13 protein-coding genes are annotated in these 16,467 nt (G+C 70.8%); 3 read left to right on the top strand and 10 right to left on the bottom strand.

Annotated elements, in window-relative coordinates; translation table 11 throughout:
- Window positions 1-21: 21 nt before the first annotated feature.
- The 9 genes from ABD989_RS09265 to ABD989_RS09225 form a co-directional block, all read right to left on the bottom strand.
- On the bottom strand, window positions 22-5,481 hold the full coding sequence (locus ABD989_RS09265) for an ATP-binding protein (protein WP_345313257.1): 5,460 nt from the start codon (window positions 5,479-5,481) through the stop codon (window positions 22-24).
- 204 nt (window positions 5,482-5,685) lie between these two features.
- Window positions 5,686-6,072 carry a hypothetical protein gene (locus ABD989_RS09260; RefSeq protein ID WP_246994904.1) on the bottom strand — a complete coding sequence of 129 codons (387 nt, stop codon included), beginning with the start codon at window positions 6,070-6,072 and terminating at the stop codon, window positions 5,686-5,688.
- Between the two features lie 29 nt (window positions 6,073-6,101).
- Window positions 6,102-7,901, bottom strand: coding sequence for an acetyl/propionyl/methylcrotonyl-CoA carboxylase subunit alpha (locus ABD989_RS09255; RefSeq protein WP_345313256.1), 1,800 nt, complete (start codon window positions 7,899-7,901; stop codon window positions 6,102-6,104).
- Window positions 7,902-8,156: 255 nt separating this feature from the next.
- Complete coding sequence (locus ABD989_RS09250) at window positions 8,157-9,563, bottom strand: condensation domain-containing protein (RefSeq protein WP_345313255.1); 1,407 nt, start codon at window positions 9,561-9,563, stop codon at window positions 8,157-8,159.
- 27 nt (window positions 9,564-9,590) lie between these two features.
- A complete protein-coding gene (locus ABD989_RS09245) occupies window positions 9,591-10,022 on the bottom strand; it encodes a SufE family protein (RefSeq protein WP_246994910.1) in 432 nt (143 codons plus the stop codon).
- 10 nt (window positions 10,023-10,032) lie between these two features.
- Window positions 10,033-10,923, bottom strand: a complete 891-nt coding sequence (locus ABD989_RS09240) for a sulfurtransferase (RefSeq protein WP_246994912.1) — start codon at window positions 10,921-10,923, stop codon at window positions 10,033-10,035.
- 116 nt (window positions 10,924-11,039) lie between these two features.
- Complete coding sequence (locus tag ABD989_RS09235; RefSeq protein WP_246994914.1) at window positions 11,040-11,690, bottom strand: Maf family protein; 651 nt, start codon at window positions 11,688-11,690, stop codon at window positions 11,040-11,042.
- Window position 11,691: 1 nt separating this feature from the next.
- On the bottom strand, window positions 11,692-11,904 hold the full coding sequence (locus ABD989_RS09230) for an acyl-CoA carboxylase subunit epsilon (protein ID WP_345313254.1): 213 nt from the start codon (window positions 11,902-11,904) through the stop codon (window positions 11,692-11,694).
- Between the two features lie 29 nt (window positions 11,905-11,933).
- Entirely contained in the window at window positions 11,934-13,559 is a 1,626-nt protein-coding gene (locus ABD989_RS09225; protein WP_345313253.1) for an acyl-CoA carboxylase subunit beta, read from the bottom strand.
- A gap of 112 nt (window positions 13,560-13,671) precedes the next feature.
- Between ABD989_RS09225 and ABD989_RS09220 the strand changes: the two genes are divergently transcribed.
- Window positions 13,672-14,493 (top strand): biotin--[acetyl-CoA-carboxylase] ligase, encoded by an 822-nt coding sequence (locus ABD989_RS09220; RefSeq protein ID WP_345313252.1) that lies wholly within the window; start codon window positions 13,672-13,674, stop codon window positions 14,491-14,493.
- 42 nt (window positions 14,494-14,535) lie between these two features.
- On the opposite strand, the gene ABD989_RS09215 is transcribed toward ABD989_RS09220, so the two are convergent.
- Entirely contained in the window at window positions 14,536-15,138 is a 603-nt protein-coding gene (locus tag ABD989_RS09215) for a DUF6069 family protein (protein ID WP_246994923.1), read from the bottom strand.
- Window positions 15,139-15,243: 105 nt separating this feature from the next.
- Here ABD989_RS09215 and ABD989_RS09210 point away from each other — a divergent pair, with 105 nt between their 5' ends.
- Complete coding sequence (locus ABD989_RS09210) at window positions 15,244-15,762, top strand: PH domain-containing protein (protein ID WP_246994925.1); 519 nt, start codon at window positions 15,244-15,246, stop codon at window positions 15,760-15,762.
- The gene (locus ABD989_RS09205; protein WP_345313251.1) at window positions 15,759-16,445 is read left to right on the top strand and encodes a response regulator transcription factor; all 687 of its coding nucleotides are present in this window, start codon (window positions 15,759-15,761) and stop codon (window positions 16,443-16,445) included. Before ABD989_RS09210 ends, ABD989_RS09205 begins: the two co-directional genes overlap by 4 nt.
- Window positions 16,446-16,467: the final 22 nt, after the last annotated feature.

The following is a 16,467-nucleotide window of genomic DNA, read 5'->3' as shown; positions in this document are numbered from 1 at the left end:
ATGCCGGTGAACTGCTGCTGATCAGCTCTGTTTCGCGGCGATCGCGTTGATCAGGCTCGGGCGGAGGTCGGCGGCGCGGACGATCGCGTCGGCCGAGCCCACCTGCACGGCCCGCTCGATGCTGTGCACCGCGTCGAATTCGGCGGCCACCTCGGCGAGCTTCTCGGCGCGCACCGAGGTACGGGCCTCCTCGAGTTCGGCGGTCACATCGGCGTGATCGGTGTCCGAGGCGTGCTCCAGGCGCGTGTGCAGGGCTTGCACGCGCGGATCGTTCTCGGTGCGCGTGCGGACCTCGCCGGCGAAGACCACGGCCGCGGCCGGGGCGCCGCCGAGCACCGAGGCGAACGAGCCCTCGATGGCCAGCACGGTCATGTTCGGGTTCAGGGCCTTGGAGAAGACCACGAACGCGCCGCCGTGGTAGCGGGAGATCACGCAGAAGACGATCGGGCCCTCGAAGTTGATGATGGCCCGGCCGATCTCGGCGCCGTACTCCAGCTGCAGCTTGCGCAGCGACTCGGGGGAGCCGTCGAAGCCGGACAGGTTGGCCAGCACCACGACCGGACGGTTGCCGCTGGCCGCGTTGATCGCGCGGGCCGCCTTCTTCGACGACTGCGGGAACAGCGTGCCGGCGCTGAAGGTGTCCGGGCCGTCGGTCGGCAGGAAGCCGCGGCGGGCCACTGGCGTCGACTCGATGCCGATCAGCGTGATCGGGTGGCCGCCCAGGTGGGTGTCCTCCACGACGACGGTGTCGGCGTCGGCCATGTCGGCCCAGCGCTCCAGCGCGGGCAGATCCTGGTCGACGACGGCGCGCATCACCGAGCGGATGTCGAACGGCTTCTTGCGGTCCGGGTTGGCCTCGGCGGAGAAGATCTCGCCGACCGTGGCGAACTCGCTGCCTTCCAGCTCGTGCGGGAAGTCCGAGACGTCGCGGTCCGCCGGGTCGGTGGTGACCGCCTGGCGCGGACCGGCTTCGCCGGGCACCACGTAGGTGTGGTCGTAGTGGCTCATCATCACGCCGATGGCCGCCGTCAGGTTCGGCGCCCAGTACTGCGCCTCGCCGTTCGGGCCCATCACGCGGTCGTAGCCGCCGATACCGAAGTTGTCCTCGGCGGAGACGCCGCCGGAGAAGTCCAGGGCCTGCTTGCCGGTGAGCACCATCGACGAGTCCGGGGTCATCACCAGGATGCCCTTGGTGTGCATCAGCATGGTGGCCTCGGCGTTCCAGTAGGCCTGGCCGCCGACGTTGATACCGGACACGACGATGTTGATCTCGCCGCCGTCCTGGGTGAACTCGACGATCCGCTTGAGGGCCGCGGCCACCCAGTCGAGGTTCTCGGTGCCCGAGTCCATCTTCACGGCGGCACCGGACGAGACGGCGTACCACTCGACGGGCAGCGTCCGCTCTTCGGCGAGGTCGAGGGCCGCGATGTAGCGGCGGCACTCGGGCTCGGTGAGTGCACCCAGCGACTTGGTCGGGTCGCCCAGCATCACGACGCGCTCGACACCCTCGGGGTACTTCTCGGTGGGGGTGCTGACGGTGCCGACCACCACGGCCGCGGTGTTGCGGCCCTTGGGGCGGTCCACCGGGACCAGCTCATCGGCGTCGTTCAGGTCGTACTCGGTGAACGTGCCGAGCAGGTCGGTCAGCTCGTACGGGTACACGGTGTTGCGGCGGGCGGCGCGCAGCACCTTCTGGCGGTACTCGTCGACCGGCTCGATCGGGGTCTCGACGGGCTCGTCGACGGTGATCTGGGTTTCGCCTGCGGCGTCGAGGGTGACGCGCACCGACACCTTGGACAGCTCGCCGGTGTCCTGGTCGCGGTGGCGGGCGATGAGCTCGATCTCCTCGAGCCCGGCGCCGTCGGTAGAGGCGGCGGTGCCCAGGGTGTGGCTCACCACGCGGGCCACCTGCTCGCGGCTCACGTCCAGCGGCGGCCAGATGTACATGACGATGCGGTTGGTGTTGAACCGCTTCGACGACGGACGACGCGCCTGCGCGCGGCGGATGGAGTCGACGCACGCCTCGAAGGTGCGCTCGGCGGTCGGCAGCGTCAGGATGCTGCCGTCCTGTTCGGACACCGCGATCAGGTCGCGGACCTGGGCGAAGGCGATCAGGCGGTCGTCGCCCGGGTTGGCCTTGGCCACCGCGCGGTAGAGGTACACCTCTTCGTCGTCCGACGAGCGCAGGCGGGTCACGTCGAACTTGCGCAGGCGCTCCATCTGCATGCGCCGGGCGATGTACGGATGCAGCCCGCGGATCAGCCGGTCCTCGGACATGCCGGTGGCCGTCGGCCGGAAGGTGACGTGATGGTGCATGGCTTCGTCGCCGAGTCCGGCCACGGTGACCGTGACGCGGTGCACCTGGTTGGGCAGCAGGCGTGCGCTGACCACCTCGTGCAGGGCGGCGGCCATCTCGTCGAGGTCCTCGGGCTGGTCGTCCCAGCGCACGTAGACGTCGGCGTCGATCGACGCGGCGCCGTCGACCAGCTCGGCCAGCCCGCAGAGTGCGGTGTCGAGCTTGTCGAAGCTGGTGGCGGCGGAGACCAGCAGCGAGCCGCCGCGCTGGGCCAGCACGAAGGTGCAGCCGCTGGCACGGTGAGTGGCGACCGCGGACAGGCCCTTGTTGCCGTAGTAGCGGCGGGTCAGCACCTCGAGCATCGCCGAGTTGTCCAGCGAGTCGTCGACCAGGCGACGGCTGAGGACGCGGACCAGCGGCTCGGTGCTCTTGACCATCTCGGCGATGCGCTCGGCGCGATCGGACGCCTTCGGGTGCTCGTCGAGATAGTTCAGGTCGCTGTCGATGGCGGCGTAGACGCGTTCGCGCTTACGGCGCAGACGCGGCTGGCCGTACCAGGCGTACAGGACACCGCGGGCCAGGTCGGAGATCACTGGGAAGCGCAGCTGGGTGGCGGCGACGAGGTGCTCCAGCGCGTGGCCGGTGTCCTCGCGCAGCTCGGCCGGGGGCGGCGGCTCCTTCATCCAGCGGCGCAGCAGGGTCGCCATGCCCGGCACCACGTCGTCCAGGCGCTGCAGCGCCAGGAAGATCCGGAAGACGGCGCTCTCCAGCTCGTCGGTGCGTTCCAGGTCGGTGACGCCGTAGTGGGCCAGCGCGGCGGCCAGCTTGGTGCGGAACTGCTCGGGCACCGCCGACAACTCCACGTCCAGGCTCTGCAGGTAGGTGTGCAGGTGCTCGCGGGCGCTGTGCACGCGGTCGTGGACGTCGTCGTCGGACGGACGACGACGGGCCAGCTCGGCGAGGTCGGCGAAGACGCCGACCAGCTCGAGCTCGGCGCCCAGCGGGCGCTCGTCGGCGTCGATCTCGGCCTGGCGCAGCGCCAGGTAGTCGGTCATGCGCGCGCCCTCGCTGGGCTCGATGTCGAAGCCGAGCATCAGGGCGCGCAGCATCTCGCGTTCGGCGGCGGCGCGGTCGGTGTCGGACACGTCGGTCGGCGTGTCGGGCAGATCGAGCACGGCGTCGTCGGTGCTGTCGGCGGCGTCGTCCTCGCCGTCGGCGATCGGCTCCAGGCGCAGCAGCGGCGCACCGGTCTCCACCTGGGCGCCGACCGAGACCACGCACTCCTTCAAGCGGGCGGCGAACGGTGCGCGCAGCACCGTCTCCATCTTCATCGACTCCAGGACCAGGACCGGATCACCGGCCGCCACCTCGGCGCCCACCTCCAGTGGGGTGGCGATGACCAGCGCGGGAGCGGGGGAGCGGACCACGCCGCCCTCGTCCCGGCTGACCCGGTGGGTCACGCCGTCGACGTCCACCAGGTGGACCGGGCCGTGCGTGTCGGTGAGCACGCGGAAGCGCTCGCCGTTGACGGTGATCCGGCCGGTGTGCTCGTCGTAGCGTTCCACCTCGACGTCGGCGGTCTGCGTCTGCGCGCCGGCCTCGATGGCGACGCTGAAGCGCTGTGCGCCGACGCGGGCGACGCTGACGCGGTACGCGACGCCGCGCAGCTTGAAGTCGACGGGGCGACCGCTCTCGTGCATCACCTGCGGGCGACCGCCGCGGGCGGTGGCGAGCAGGCGGTTGAGCTCGGCCCGCTCCTCCTCCTCGTAGGCGTCGATGGCGGCGGCGGCCAGCGCGATGGACGAGTGCCGGTGCGAGACCAGGCGGCCCTGCTCGCGGACGCGGTCGATCCAGCCGGTGTCGGCGCTGCCGTCGATCACCTCGGGCTGATCGAGCAGGTCGATGATGAAGCTGCTGTTGGTGGCGCCGCCCTCGATCACCACGCGGGTGCGGGACATGGCGCGGCGCAGGCGGGCCAGCGCCTGATCGCGGGTGCTGCCGTAGGCGATGATCTTGGCGATCATCGAGTCGAAGTCGGCGGGGATGGTGTCGCCTTCGCTGACGCCGGTGTCCACGCGGACGCCGGGGCCGCTCGGGAGTTCCAGGCGGGCGATGTAGCCGGGCGACGGCGCGAAGTCGCGGTCGGGATCCTCGGCGTTCAGGCGGGCCTCGACGGCGTGCCCGCGCTCGACGGGGCGTTCACCGTCCAGGCGGCCGCCGGCGGCGACGTGCAGCTGGGCGCGGACCAGGTCGAAGTCGTTGGTGACCTCGGTGATCGGGTGCTCCACCTGCAGGCGGGTGTTGACCTCGAGGAAGGCGAAGAGCTTCTCGCCCGGGTGATACAGGAACTCGACGGTGGCCGCACCGCGGTAGCCGACGCGTACCGCGAGGCGTTCGGCGGCGGCCTTGACCTCGGCGACCTGATCGGGGCCGAGGACCGGGGAGGCCGATTCCTCGATGACCTTCTGGTTGCGGCGCTGCACCGAGCAGTCGCGCACGCCGAGGGCCCACGCGGTCTCGCCGTCGGAGATCACCTGGACCTCGACGTGGCGGGCGCCGGTGACGAGACGTTCGAGGAAGACGACGCCGCTGCCGAAGGCGCGCTCGGCTTCGTCGCGGGTGCGCTGGTAGGCGTCGATCAGCGCCGAGTCGTCGGCGACCATGCGGATGCCGCGACCGCCGCCGCCGGCGGTGGCCTTGAGCATCAGCGGGTAGCCGATCCGCTCGGCGGCCGCGACGGCCTCCTCCTGCGTCTCGACCGGGCCGCGGCTCCACGGAGCCACCGGCACGCCGACCTCTTCGGCGATCAGTTTGGCGCCGATCTTGTCACCGAGCTGGCGCATGGCCTCCGCGGACGGACCGACGAAGGTGACGCCCAGCTTGGTGCAGAGTTCGGCGAACGCCGGATCCTCGGCGACGAATCCCCAGCCGACCCACGCGGCGTCGGCGCCGGTCTCGGTCAGGGCCCGCTCGAGGACCTCGAGGTTGATGTACGGCCGGGCCGCGGCCGGACCCAGGTCGTAGGTGAGGTCGGCCTCGCGCACAAAGGTGGCGCCGGCATCGACGTCGGTGTGTAGAGCGATGGTCTGGACTGATTGTCCGGTCTCGGCATTCAGGTCGCGGACGGCGTTGATGAGCCGCATCGCGGCCTCTCCACGGTTGACGATCGCAATACGACGGAACATGCGCCCTTCTCTGTTCGGGGGTGCCAGGGCTGCTGGCGGGGGTCTCGGCACGACGATGCGCACGCGAAAGGATCGGTCTTGTCTCGATCCGGTTCTTTCACGGTAAGCCGCCGGGGGCCGCGGGGGTAGTACCTACTCTCACGTAACCGCCCGGGAAGCGACCAAGGACACACTTACCGGGCAGTCAACCGATCGGTAGGGGTGTTATGGGGGTTCGGCGATCAATTCGCCCGGACGCAGTCCGAGGGCCTGCTCGGCGTACCGCCGCACCACGGGGAGCACATCGCCGAGGGCCGTAGCGAAGTCGGCGCGGGCGAGGCCGCGCACCGCGGCGGGCCCTTCGGGGACGCCGGACACGCCGACGAGCGCGACCAGTTCGCCGGTCGTCGGCTCGGCGACGGCCCAGACGCAACGAACGCTCTCGTCCGCAGCGCGGACGAGAGCGTCGTCGTCGTTGTCTGCCGTCCCGGCGACGTAACCGGCCGGGTCGGTCAGACCCAGGTCGGTCAACGCCGGGACATCGGAGAGACGGTCGTCGTGCCGCAGGGCGCGCAGATACCACGCACCCGCATTGATCTCGACGGCAGTCACTCGGCAGCGTTCGCGGCCTGCGCCGCGGACTACTTGATTTCCAGCAGGACGGTGCCCTGCGTGACGGCGGCACCGGCGTCGACGGCCAGGCCGGTCACGACGCCGTCCTTGTGCGCGGTCACCGGGTTCTCCATCTTCATGGCTTCCAGGATCACGACCAGATCGCCCTTGGCGACGGTGTCGCCCTCGGCGACGGCCACCTTGACGACGGTGCCCTGCATCGGTGCGGCCACGGCGTCACCGGAGACGGCCTTGCCGCCGCCCTTGGTGCGGGTGCGCGACTTCGGCTTGCGACGCAGGGCGCCGCCGTTGCCGTTGCCGCCGCCGGACAGGTTCAGGTCGCCCGGCAGGGACACCTCGACGCGCCGTCCGCCGACCTCGACGACCACTGCCTGCCGCGGCAGGGCCTCCTCGTCATCGGTGGCGGCGCCCAGGCCGCTGTAGGCCTCGATCGGGTTCTCCCAGTCGGTCTCGATCCACTTGGTGTAGACCTCGAACGATTCGCCGTCGCCGACGAAGGCGGGGTTCTCGACGATGTGGCGGTGGAACGGGATGACGGTCGCGAGGCCGTCGACCTCGAACTCCGCGAGGGCGCGGGCCGAACGCTCCAGCGCCTCCTGGCGGGTGGCGCCGGTGACGATCAGCTTGGCGAGCATGGAGTCGAACTGGCCGCCGATCACGTCGCCCTGACGGACGCCGGAGTCCACGCGCACGCCCGGGCCCGAGGGCTCGCGGTACACGGCGACGGGGCCGGGGGCGGGGAGGAAGCCGCGGCCGGCGTCCTCGCCGTTGATGCGGAACTCGAAGGAGTGGCCGCGCGGGGCGGGGTCCTCGGTGAGCTCCAGCTCGCGGCCCTCGGCGATCAGGAACTGCTGGCGCACCAGGTCGATGCCCGCGGTCTCCTCGGTGACCGGGTGCTCCACCTGCAGGCGGGTGTTGACCTCGAGGAAGGAGACGGTGTCGCCCTGCACCAGGTACTCCACGGTGCCCGCGCCGTAGTAGCCGGCCTCGCGGCAGATGGCCTTGGCCGACTCGTGGATCATGGTGCGCTGCGCGTCGGTCAGGAACGGCGCGGGGGCCTCCTCGACGAGCTTCTGGAAACGGCGCTGCAGCGAGCAGTCGCGGGTGCCGGCGACGATGACGTTGCCGTGCTGGTCGGCGATGACCTGCGCTTCGACGTGGCGGGCCTTGTCCAGGTACTGCTCCACGAAGCACTCGCCGCGGCCGAAAGCGGCCACGGCCTCGCGGGTGGCCGAGTCGAACAGCTCGGGGATCTCCTCGACGGTGTGGGCCACCTTCATGCCGCGACCGCCGCCGCCGAAGGCCGCCTTGATGGCGACCGGGACGCCGTGGGCCTTGGCGAACGCGACGACCTCGTCGGCGCCGGACACTGGGTCCTTGGTGCCCGCGGCCATCGGGGCGTCGGCGCGCTCGGCGATGTGGCGCGCGGTGACCTTGTCACCGAGGGCCCGGATCGCGGCGGGCGGCGGGCCGATCCAGGTGAGACCGGCCTCGATCACGGCCTGGGCGAAGTCGCCGTTCTCGGACAGGAAGCCGTAGCCGGGGTGGATGGCGTCGGCGCCCGAGCGCGCGGCGGCGTCGAGGATCTTGTCGAAGACGAGGTACGACTCGGCCGAGGTCTGGCCGCCGAGTGCGAAGGCCTCGTCGGCCAGCTCGACGAACATTGCGCCGGCGTCGGGCTCGGCGTAGACGGCGACGCTGGCGATGCCCGCATCTCGTGCCGCACGGATCACACGGACCGCGATCTCACCGCGGTTGGCGATGAGTACCTTCTTGATGGTCTTCTGGGGGATCTCGGTGTTGGGCACTGGCTCTCCTGGCTGCGGTGCACCCCGGCCGGCGGGCCCGCGGTGACGGGCCGTTGTCCGGAGAACAACTGATTCTCTGTGTGGGAAGCTCGTTGTGGCGAACTCGTTATGGGTACTGCTGTGCGTCGTCGCAGTGCGCTGGGCGCGGGCGGACGATCGCCACGACGTCCCTCACTCTAGGCGTCGCGGTCGGCCGTCCTCATACCAACCCGGCAAGAGTGGTCTCGGCGGGCCGCACAGGACACCCGTCGATATTTACCCGTCGCGCGCGATACTCGCGAGTAGGTCGGCGAAGTCGTCGACAAAACCCTGCAGAATCGCGTCCAGGCCGGGGTAGGCGGCCGGTGCCGGGAAGCGCGCGTGCATGCGCAGACCGCCCGGCGTGCGGTTGACCCAGAGGTAGAACTCGTCGTCGGCGTAGGCGTGCGAGCGCAGCGCCTGGGCGGCGCCCTCGTCGGCTGCCGCGGCCCCCGGGACCGCGCGCGTGTCCATGAACGAGACGACGAACTTGGGCTCGGGCGTGAAGCCGAGAATCTCCGCCAGACGCAGCAGCGGCAGCGCCGCGCCCTCCTTGGCGTGATCGAGGGACACCATGATCCGCTCGAGCGCGGTGGGGAAGTCCGGATCGTCGGAGACGTCGATGGTGACCGGAGCGAGCGCGACGAACCAGCCGAGGGCGCCGTGGAACCGCGCATGGTTGCGCGTGTGCCGCGGCATCAGGGTGGCGAACCGGTCGACGCCGCTGTGCGCGCGGTAGACCTGCGCGGCGGCGGCCAGGATGCCGCCGACCAGGGAGCCGCCGAGGTCGGTGCACCGGCGGGCGAGGGCTTCGGCGGCGTCGTCGTCGAGCAGGCGCTGCGTGCGGGAGCGCTGCGCCGGGGTGCTCGGATCATGGGGGTCGCTCGGGAGTCCGTCGGCCGCGGGCACCACCGCGAACGGGGGCAGCTCGGGTCGGCCGCCCAGGAACTCCTGCCACGCGGCGACCGCGGTGTGCCGATCGTCGGCGGCATCGGCCTCGGTGCGCTCGGCGCCGGAGAAGTCGATGTAGCTGCCCGTCGGTGGCAGGTGCGGCGCGCGCCGGGCCACCGCCGCGGCGTACAGCTCCCGCAGCTCGTATTGGGCGTTGATCAGCGAGTAGCCGTCGACCAGCGAGTGGTCGGCGGCGAAGAGCAGCGTGAAACTGTGGGCGCGGGCGACGGTCGCGAACCGGTAGGCCGGCCAGTGCAGCGGGGTGGTGGCCCGGTCGAAGGAGCCGCCGATCTGCTCCATCAGGAGCTCGGCCCGCTGATACCAGCCGATGCGCGTCATCCGCAGGTGCACGGTGCCGGGGTCGGTGGTGTACCGCGCGGTGTCCTCGCCGACCAGGGTCACGTGGGTGCGCAGTACCTCGTGCCGGTTGATCCACCCGAGGATGGCGGTCCGGATCGCCGCGAGGGAGATCTGCTCGTCGAACTCCACCGCCAGGCCGAGCCAGGCCTCCCGCCCGCCCTCGCGCTGCGTGCGCAGCCGATAGTCGTGGGCCGCGCGCAGATGCTGCTCGTGATTGTGCGACGTGCCGCGCGGATCCCGGTGCCAGCTGCCGAGCCCGCCGGGGACGGCCGGGATCCATTCGGCGAGCCCGCCGGGACGCACCTTCGCGTCCAGAAACTGCGTGAATTCCATTGCGGCGGAACGGCTTCGGGCGGCCGGTTAGGAGGGCGCCGCGGTCTGCTCGGCGACCTGGCGCTGGATGCGCACCAGCATGCCGGTCATTCCGCGCAGGCGCAGCGGCGAGATCACCGAGCCCAGGTGCAGCGCGTTGGCGAAGTCCACCGGCACGGCGGCGATCTCCGCCGCCGAGGCACCGTCGAGCCCGGCGTGCAGGATCGACGCGAAGCCGCGGGTGGTCGGCGCCTCACGCGGCGCGCTGAAGTACAGCCGCACCGCCGCCGGATCGGACGCGTCCACCGACAGGAAGATCGGCGACTGGCATTCCGGCACCGGCTCCATGGACTCGGCGTGCAGATGCTCGGGCAGGTCCGGCAGATCGTTGGCGAATTCCAGCAGCAGCGTGATGCGATCCGGCTGGCCGAGGTCGCCGAAGTCGTCGACGATCTCGGCGAGGGCGGGGGTGAGGCTCATCGGCGGTGCGCTAGCCCTCGAGCGAACCGGGCTCGGCGCCCATGACGATGGGTGCGCGCACCGCGTTGCCCCACTCGGTCCACGAACCGTCGTAGTTGCGGACCGCCTCGAAACCCAGCAGGTAGGTCAGCACGAACCAGGTGTGGCTCGAGCGCTCCCCGATGCGGCAGTAGGCGATGGTCGGCGTCGCCGGATCGAAGTCGGCGTAGATCTCGTCGAGCTCGGGGCGGCTGCGGAAGCGGCCGTCCGGGGCGGCGGCACGCGCCCACGGGATGGACACCGCGGTGGGGATGTGGCCGCCGCGCAGCGCGCCCTCCTCCGGGTAGTCCGGCATGTGGGTGCGCTCGCCGGTGTACTCCTCCGGGGAGCGGACGTCGATCAGCGGCTCGCTGCCGAGCGCGGCGCGGACCTCGTCGGCGAAGGCGCGGATCACGGTGTCGTCGCGCTCGATCACCGGGTAGTCGCTGCGCGGGTATTCGGGCACGTCGAAGGAGGTCTCGCGCTGCTCGTCCATCCACGCGGTGCGGCCGCCGTCGAGCAGGCGCACGTCCTCGTGGCCGAACAGGGTGAAGACCCACATCGCGTACGCGGCCCACCAGTTGTTCTTGTCGCCGTAGACCACGATGGTGTCGGTGCGCTCGATGCCCTTGCTGCGCATCAGCTCGGCGAAGGCCTCGCCGTCGATGTAATCGCGGGTCACCGGGTTGTTCAGGTGCAGGTGCCAGTCCACCTTCTGCGCCGTCGGAATGTGTCCGATGTCGTAGAGCAGCACGTCCTCGTCGGACTCGATGATCTTGAGTCCGGGGGCACCCAGGTGCGCGGACAGCCACTCGGTGCTGACCAGGCGCTCCGGATGGGCGAAGGCGCCGAACGACGGGTTCGGATCGAATTCCACTGTCACGTTCTACTCCTGATCGGCGCTGCCAATCCGCCGCATGCGGATTGCTCTCGCGCTCAAGCATACGACCGCCGGGCGGCGACGCATTCGGTGGCGGTCGCCTGCGGCGCGCCGCGCGCCTACGCCCACAGATCGGTGACGTCGATGCCCACCTCGGTGAGCAGATCGCGCGTCAGCGGCAGACTGATGCCGATGACCGACGACGGATCTCCGTCGATACCGTCGAGCAGCCATCCGCCGCGGCCGTCGAGCGTGAACGCGCCGGCCACCTGCAGCGGTTCGCCGGTGGCCACGTAGCGCTCGATGGTGCGGTCCGAGACGTTCGAGAAGGTGATCTCGGTGGCCCTGGTCGCGGCGGCCTCGGCGACCACCGCGCCGCCGCGCAGGCGGGTGACGGCGTGGCCGGTCAGCAGGTGTCCGGTCGTCCCGCGCATCCGACGCCACCGCTCGACGGCGACCTCGGCGGTCAGGGGTTTGCCCGCCAACTCGCCGTCGATCAGCAGCATGGAGTCGCAGGTCAACACCACACCGTCGGCGGCCACCTCGGCGATCTCGCCGTCGGCCGAACCGAGGATGCGTGGCAGCAGCGCCGCCGCCTTGGCCCGCGCCAACTCCGTGACGATCTCGGTCGGCGTCGCACCGTCGGCCCGCAGGCCCTCGACGAGGGCGTCCTCGTCGAGGTCGGCCACCAGCACCAGCGGTGCCAACCCGGCGTCGAGCAGGACGCGCCGCCGGGCCGGCGAGGCGGACCCCAGCAGGACCCGCGTCATCTCAGAAACCGTGCAGGTAGCTGGTCGGCATTCCCCACGAGGGCCGGTGCAGATCGGTGGGGGCGCCCCACTGATCGTTGATCGCCGGGCCAGCCGGAGCCGACGAACCGGCGGCCGCCGACAGCACGACGACCAGCGCGGCCAGTTCCTCGTCGCTCGGGTCGCCCTTCACGACGGACAGGAACGGCTCGGTCGGCTTCGTCTCTGTAGTCACGTCTTCGACACCCTTCTCGCTCGCTGCGCTCACAGGGGGATGTTCCCGTGCTTCTTGGGCGGCAACTGCACGTACTTGCGCTCCAGCAGGCGCAGCGCGTTCGCGATCTGGCCGCGGGTGTGGCTGGGCGGGATCACCGCGTCGACGTAACCGCGTTCGGCGGCCACGTACGGGTTCACCAGGGTGTCCTCGTACTCCTGCTGGAGTTCCAGGCGCAGCGCGTCGACGTCGGTGCCGTTGGCCTCGGCCTCCTTGAGCTGGCCGCGGTAGACGAAGCCCACCGCGCCCGAGGCGCCCATCACCGCGATCTGCGCGGTCGGCCACGCCAGGTTCACGTCGGCGCCCATGTGCTTGGAGCCCATCACGTCGTATGCGCCGCCGTAGGCCTTGCGGGTGATGATGGTGATCTTGCCGACGGTGGCCTCGCCGTACGCGTACAGCAGCTTGGCGCCGCGGCGAATGATGCCGTTGTACTCCTGGTCGGTGCCCGGCAGGAAGCCCGGGACGTCGACCAGGGTGATGATCGGGACGTTGAAGGCGTCGCAGGTCCGCACGAAGCGGGCGGCCTTCTCCGAGGCGTCGATGTCCAGGCAGCCGGCGAACTGGGTCGGCTGGTTGGCGACGATGCCGACGCTGCGGCCGTCGACGCGACCGAAGCCGACGATGATGTTCATCGCGCGCTCGGCCTGCACCTCGAGGAACTCGTCGTCGTCGAGCAGACGGCGGATCACCTCGTGCATGTCGTACGGCTGGTTCGGGGAGTCCGGGATCAGCGTGTCCAGCTCGAGGTCTTCCTCGGTAAGGTTGTCCTCGATGGAGCCGACGCGGTCCGGCGCAGGCAGGCGCGGGGCCTCGGCGCGGTTGTTGCTCGGCAGGTAGCTGAGCAGTTCCTTGACGTACTCCAGGGCGTCCATCTCGTCGTCGGCGACGTAGTGGGCCACGCCCGAGCGGGTCATGTGGGTGTGGGCGCCGCCCAGATCCTCCATGGTGACGTCCTCGCCGGTGACCGTCTTGATCACGTCGGGGCCGGTCACGAACATCTGGCTGGTCTTGTCCACCATCACCGTGAAGTCGGTGAGCGCGGGGGAGTAGACGTGGCCGCCAGCGGCGGGGCCCATGATCAGCGAGATCTGCGGGATCACACCGGACGCGCGGACGTTGCGGTGGAAGATCTCACCGTACAGACCGAGCGAGACCACGCCCTCCTGGATGCGGGCGCCCGCGCCCTCGTTGATGCCGATCAGCGGGCGACCGGTCTTCACCGCGAGATCCATGACCTTCACGATCTTCTCGCCGTAGACCTCGCCGAGGCTGCCGCCGAAGACGGTGACGTCCTGGCTGAAGACGCAGACCTCGCGGCCGTCGACGGTGCCGTAGCCGACGACGACGCCGTCGCCGACCGGGCGCTTGTCGGCCAGACCGAAGTTGGTGGCGCGGTGGCGGGCCAGTGCGTCGAGTTCCACGAAGGAGCCCTCGTCGAGCAGGTTGATGATGCGTTCGCGGGCGGTCATCTTGCCCTTGGCATGCACCTTCTCGACGGCGGCCTCGCCGGCGGGATGCTCGGCGTCGGCCAGCCGATTGCGGAGATCGGCCAGCTTGCCGGCCGTGGTGTGGATGTCGGGAGCGGCGTCGTCGTCGCGGCGAGCAGTGGTCATGGGATCTCATGCTAACGAGAGTCGGGCCGCGAGTGTGAACCGCCACAGGTACTGGCCAGTAGAAATGGGCGTCGCATCCGGTGCGCGCACCCGCGAGATTAGGCTCGACGTCGTGAACTCTCCCGTGCTGCCCGACCCCGTCGCCCTCGCCGCCGCGTTGACCGATACCCGTTGGCGGGAGGTCGCGGTGGTCGCCGCGACCGGTTCGACCAACGCCGACCTCGTGGCCCGGGCCGGCGAGGGGGACGCCGCGGTGGACGGCGCGGTGCTGATCGCCGGTGAGCAGACCGCGGGCCGCGGCCGGTACGCGCGGGTGTGGCAGACCCCGCCCGGACAGCTGGCGGTGTCCGCGGCGCTGCGGGTGGAGGCCGAGCAGACGCCCGCGGTGGGGTGGCTGTCGTTGCTGACCGGGCTGGCCGTGCGCGAGGCGGTCGTCGAGGTGACCGGCGTCGCGGTGGACCTCAAATGGCCCAACGACGTCCTGGTGCCCGCCGACGGACGAAAGCTCTCTGGCATCCTGTGCGAATTCGTGCCGTCGCCGAGCGGTGGCGGGGTGGCCGTGATCGGCACCGGGCTCAATCTGGATCTGACGCAGGCGCAGCCGCGGCTGGAGACCGCCGCCTGCCTGCGGGAGCTCACGGGCGGCGCGGTGGATCCCACCGCGCTGGCCGCCGCGTACCTGCGGGCCCTGTCCGGACTGCTGGATCGGTGGCCCGCCGAGCTGCCCGCGCTGGCCGAGCGGTACCGCCGCGCCTCCGCGACGTTGGGCAAGCGGGTGCGCCTGATCCTGCCCGGCGACACCGAGGTGATCGGGACCGCCGTCGACGTCGACGACGAAGGGCGCATCGTGGTGGACGGGGTGGACGGGGAGAAGGGGGAGAACGGCCGCGTGGCGGCCTCGGCCGGCGACGTGACGCACCTGCGCCTCACCTGACCGGGCGGGACAGGTCCGGTCCGGGGCGTTCGCGCCCCGGACTCAGTGACGCTGTTTGCTGCGGTTGCCCATCGTCGGGATCAGGGACAGCACCGGCAGGCCGATGCACACGTGCAGCACGCCGGTCGCGAGGCCGCGCCAGATGTCGCCGTCGGCGGCCAGCGGGACCACGAACGCCGCGATGATCAGCAATCCGACGATCCAGCGGTAGAAGCTGTCCGGCGTCGGGGTGACCAGCTGCAGCAGGTACCAGAGGGCGCCGCCGACGAGGGCGGTGATGAAGCCGGCGAGTGCGAACCAGTACTCGCCGCCCGGCTCCAAGGGATTCCAGGCGCCAAACTGGCCGGTCGCGGTCACCGCGCGGGCGATGAGTCCGATGATCCAGGCGACCAGCCACGCGGCCAGACCGGTCACCACACCGGTCATGAAGACGCCGCCGGCGAACAGCAGGGGATCGACGTCGGGGCGGCGGCTCGGGCGCTGCGGCGCGGGCTGACTCGACTGGGGGTAGCCCGACTGGGTGTAGCCGGACTGGGTCTGGCCGGACTGGGTGGGCGGATAGTTCGGGTATCCGCCCGGGTCGGCGCTGTACGCGCGGGTCGACGGCGACTGCCTGCGGGGGTCACGCGGATCGGAGTAGGTCATCTGGTCCCTGCCTGTGGTCTGCGGTGGTGCCGCTCGCGGGCGGCGCGGACTCCTGGCTCAAGTGTAACGGCGGCGCTGCGTCGGCCGCCGACTACGCTGTGGCCTATGGCATACCCGCGGGACAATCTGGCCCCCGACGAGGTCGTGGTGGTGCACCGGCATCCGCACTGGAAGTCGTTGGTGCCCCCGATTCTGCTGTTCTGGTTGATCACCGCCGTGTGCGGGCTGGGTCTGGGCCTGCTGTGGGGTTCGCAGGACTCCGAGGCGACACAGACCTGGGGGACGGTGGCGATCGCGGTGGTGTGGGGGCTGTGCACCGTCTGGTGGCTGATCCGCCCCCTGCTGACCTGGCGCTTCACCCATTTCGTGGTGACCGATCGGCGGGTGATCTACCGGACCGGCATCCTGACCCGCTCGGGCATCGACATTCCGATCAGCCGGATCAACACCGTCGAGTTCGAGCACGGCCTGATCGATCGTCTGCTGCGCACCGGCTCGCTGCAGATCCAGTCGGCCTCCGAGGATCCGCTGACCTTCGCCGACATTCCGCGCGTCGAAGCGGTGCACGCCCTGCTCTACGAGCAACTGCTCGACGATCCCGACGACGACTGGGGGCGACGGTGACCGGCGGCCGCGCGATACTGCTCGCCGAGGACGATCCGGCGATCGCGCAGCCGCTGGCCCGTGCCCTCAAACGCGAGGGCAACGACTGCACGGTGGTCGAGTCCGGCCCGGCCGCGCTGGCCGCCGCCGTGTCCGGCGCGTACGCGCTGGTGATCCTGGATCTCGGGCTGCCGGGCATGGACGGGCTGGAGGTGTGCCGACGAATCCGCGTCGAACGACCGCAGTTGGCCGTGTTGATGCTGACCGCGCGCACCGACGAAGTGGACTTCGTGGTGGGCCTGGACGCGGGCGCCGACGACTACGTCGGCAAACCCTTCCGACTGGCCGAACTGCTGGCTCGGGTGCGGGCGCTGCTGCGGCGCAGCGCTGGCGCCGACGATGTGGTCCTCGACAGTGGTGACCTCCAGCTCGACGCGCGGGCGCGGCGGGTGGTGATGGACGGCCGCGAACTGACGCTCGCCAACCGCGAATTCGACCTGCTGCGCTGTCTGATGGAGACGCCCGGGCAGGTCCGGACCCGCGACGAGATCATGACCGAGGTCTGGGGTTCGACGGACCTGCGGTCGTCCAAGACGCTCGACATGCACATCTCGTGGGTGCGCAGAAAGCTCGGCGACGACCAGCCGGGCCGACGCAAGCACATCGCGACGGTGCGCGGCGTCGGCTTCCGATTCGACCCGTAGCTCATGCGTCGTCGTCTGCTTC

The organism is Gordonia alkaliphila (assembly GCF_039542465.1).
Taxonomy (GTDB): domain Bacteria; phylum Actinomycetota; class Actinomycetes; order Mycobacteriales; family Mycobacteriaceae; genus Gordonia; species Gordonia alkaliphila.
Note: the sequence above shows the minus strand (reverse complement) of the source record. Positions and strands in the feature narration are given on the sequence as shown.

Bases quoted from the DNA above. Each gene is read 5' to 3' on its own strand.
- ABD989_RS09265 (WP_345313257.1), bottom strand. From the start codon at position 5,481: ATGTTCCGTCGTATTGCGATCGTCAACCGTGGAGAGGCCGCGATGCGG.
- ABD989_RS09250 (WP_345313255.1), bottom strand. From the start codon at position 9,563: ATGGAATTCACGCAGTTTCTGGACGCGAAGGTGCGTCCCGGCGGGCTC.
- ABD989_RS09245 (WP_246994910.1), bottom strand. From the start codon at position 10,022: ATGAGCCTCACCCCCGCCCTCGCCGAGATCGTCGACGACTTCGGCGAC.
- ABD989_RS09235 (WP_246994914.1), bottom strand. From the start codon at position 11,690: ATGACGCGGGTCCTGCTGGGGTCCGCCTCGCCGGCCCGGCGGCGCGTC.
- ABD989_RS09225 (WP_345313253.1), bottom strand. From the start codon at position 13,559: ATGACCACTGCTCGCCGCGACGACGACGCCGCTCCCGACATCCACACC.
- ABD989_RS09215 (WP_246994923.1), bottom strand. From the start codon at position 15,138: ATGACCTACTCCGATCCGCGTGACCCCCGCAGGCAGTCGCCGTCGACC.
- ABD989_RS09210 (WP_246994925.1), top strand. From the start codon at position 15,244: ATGGCATACCCGCGGGACAATCTGGCCCCCGACGAGGTCGTGGTGGTG.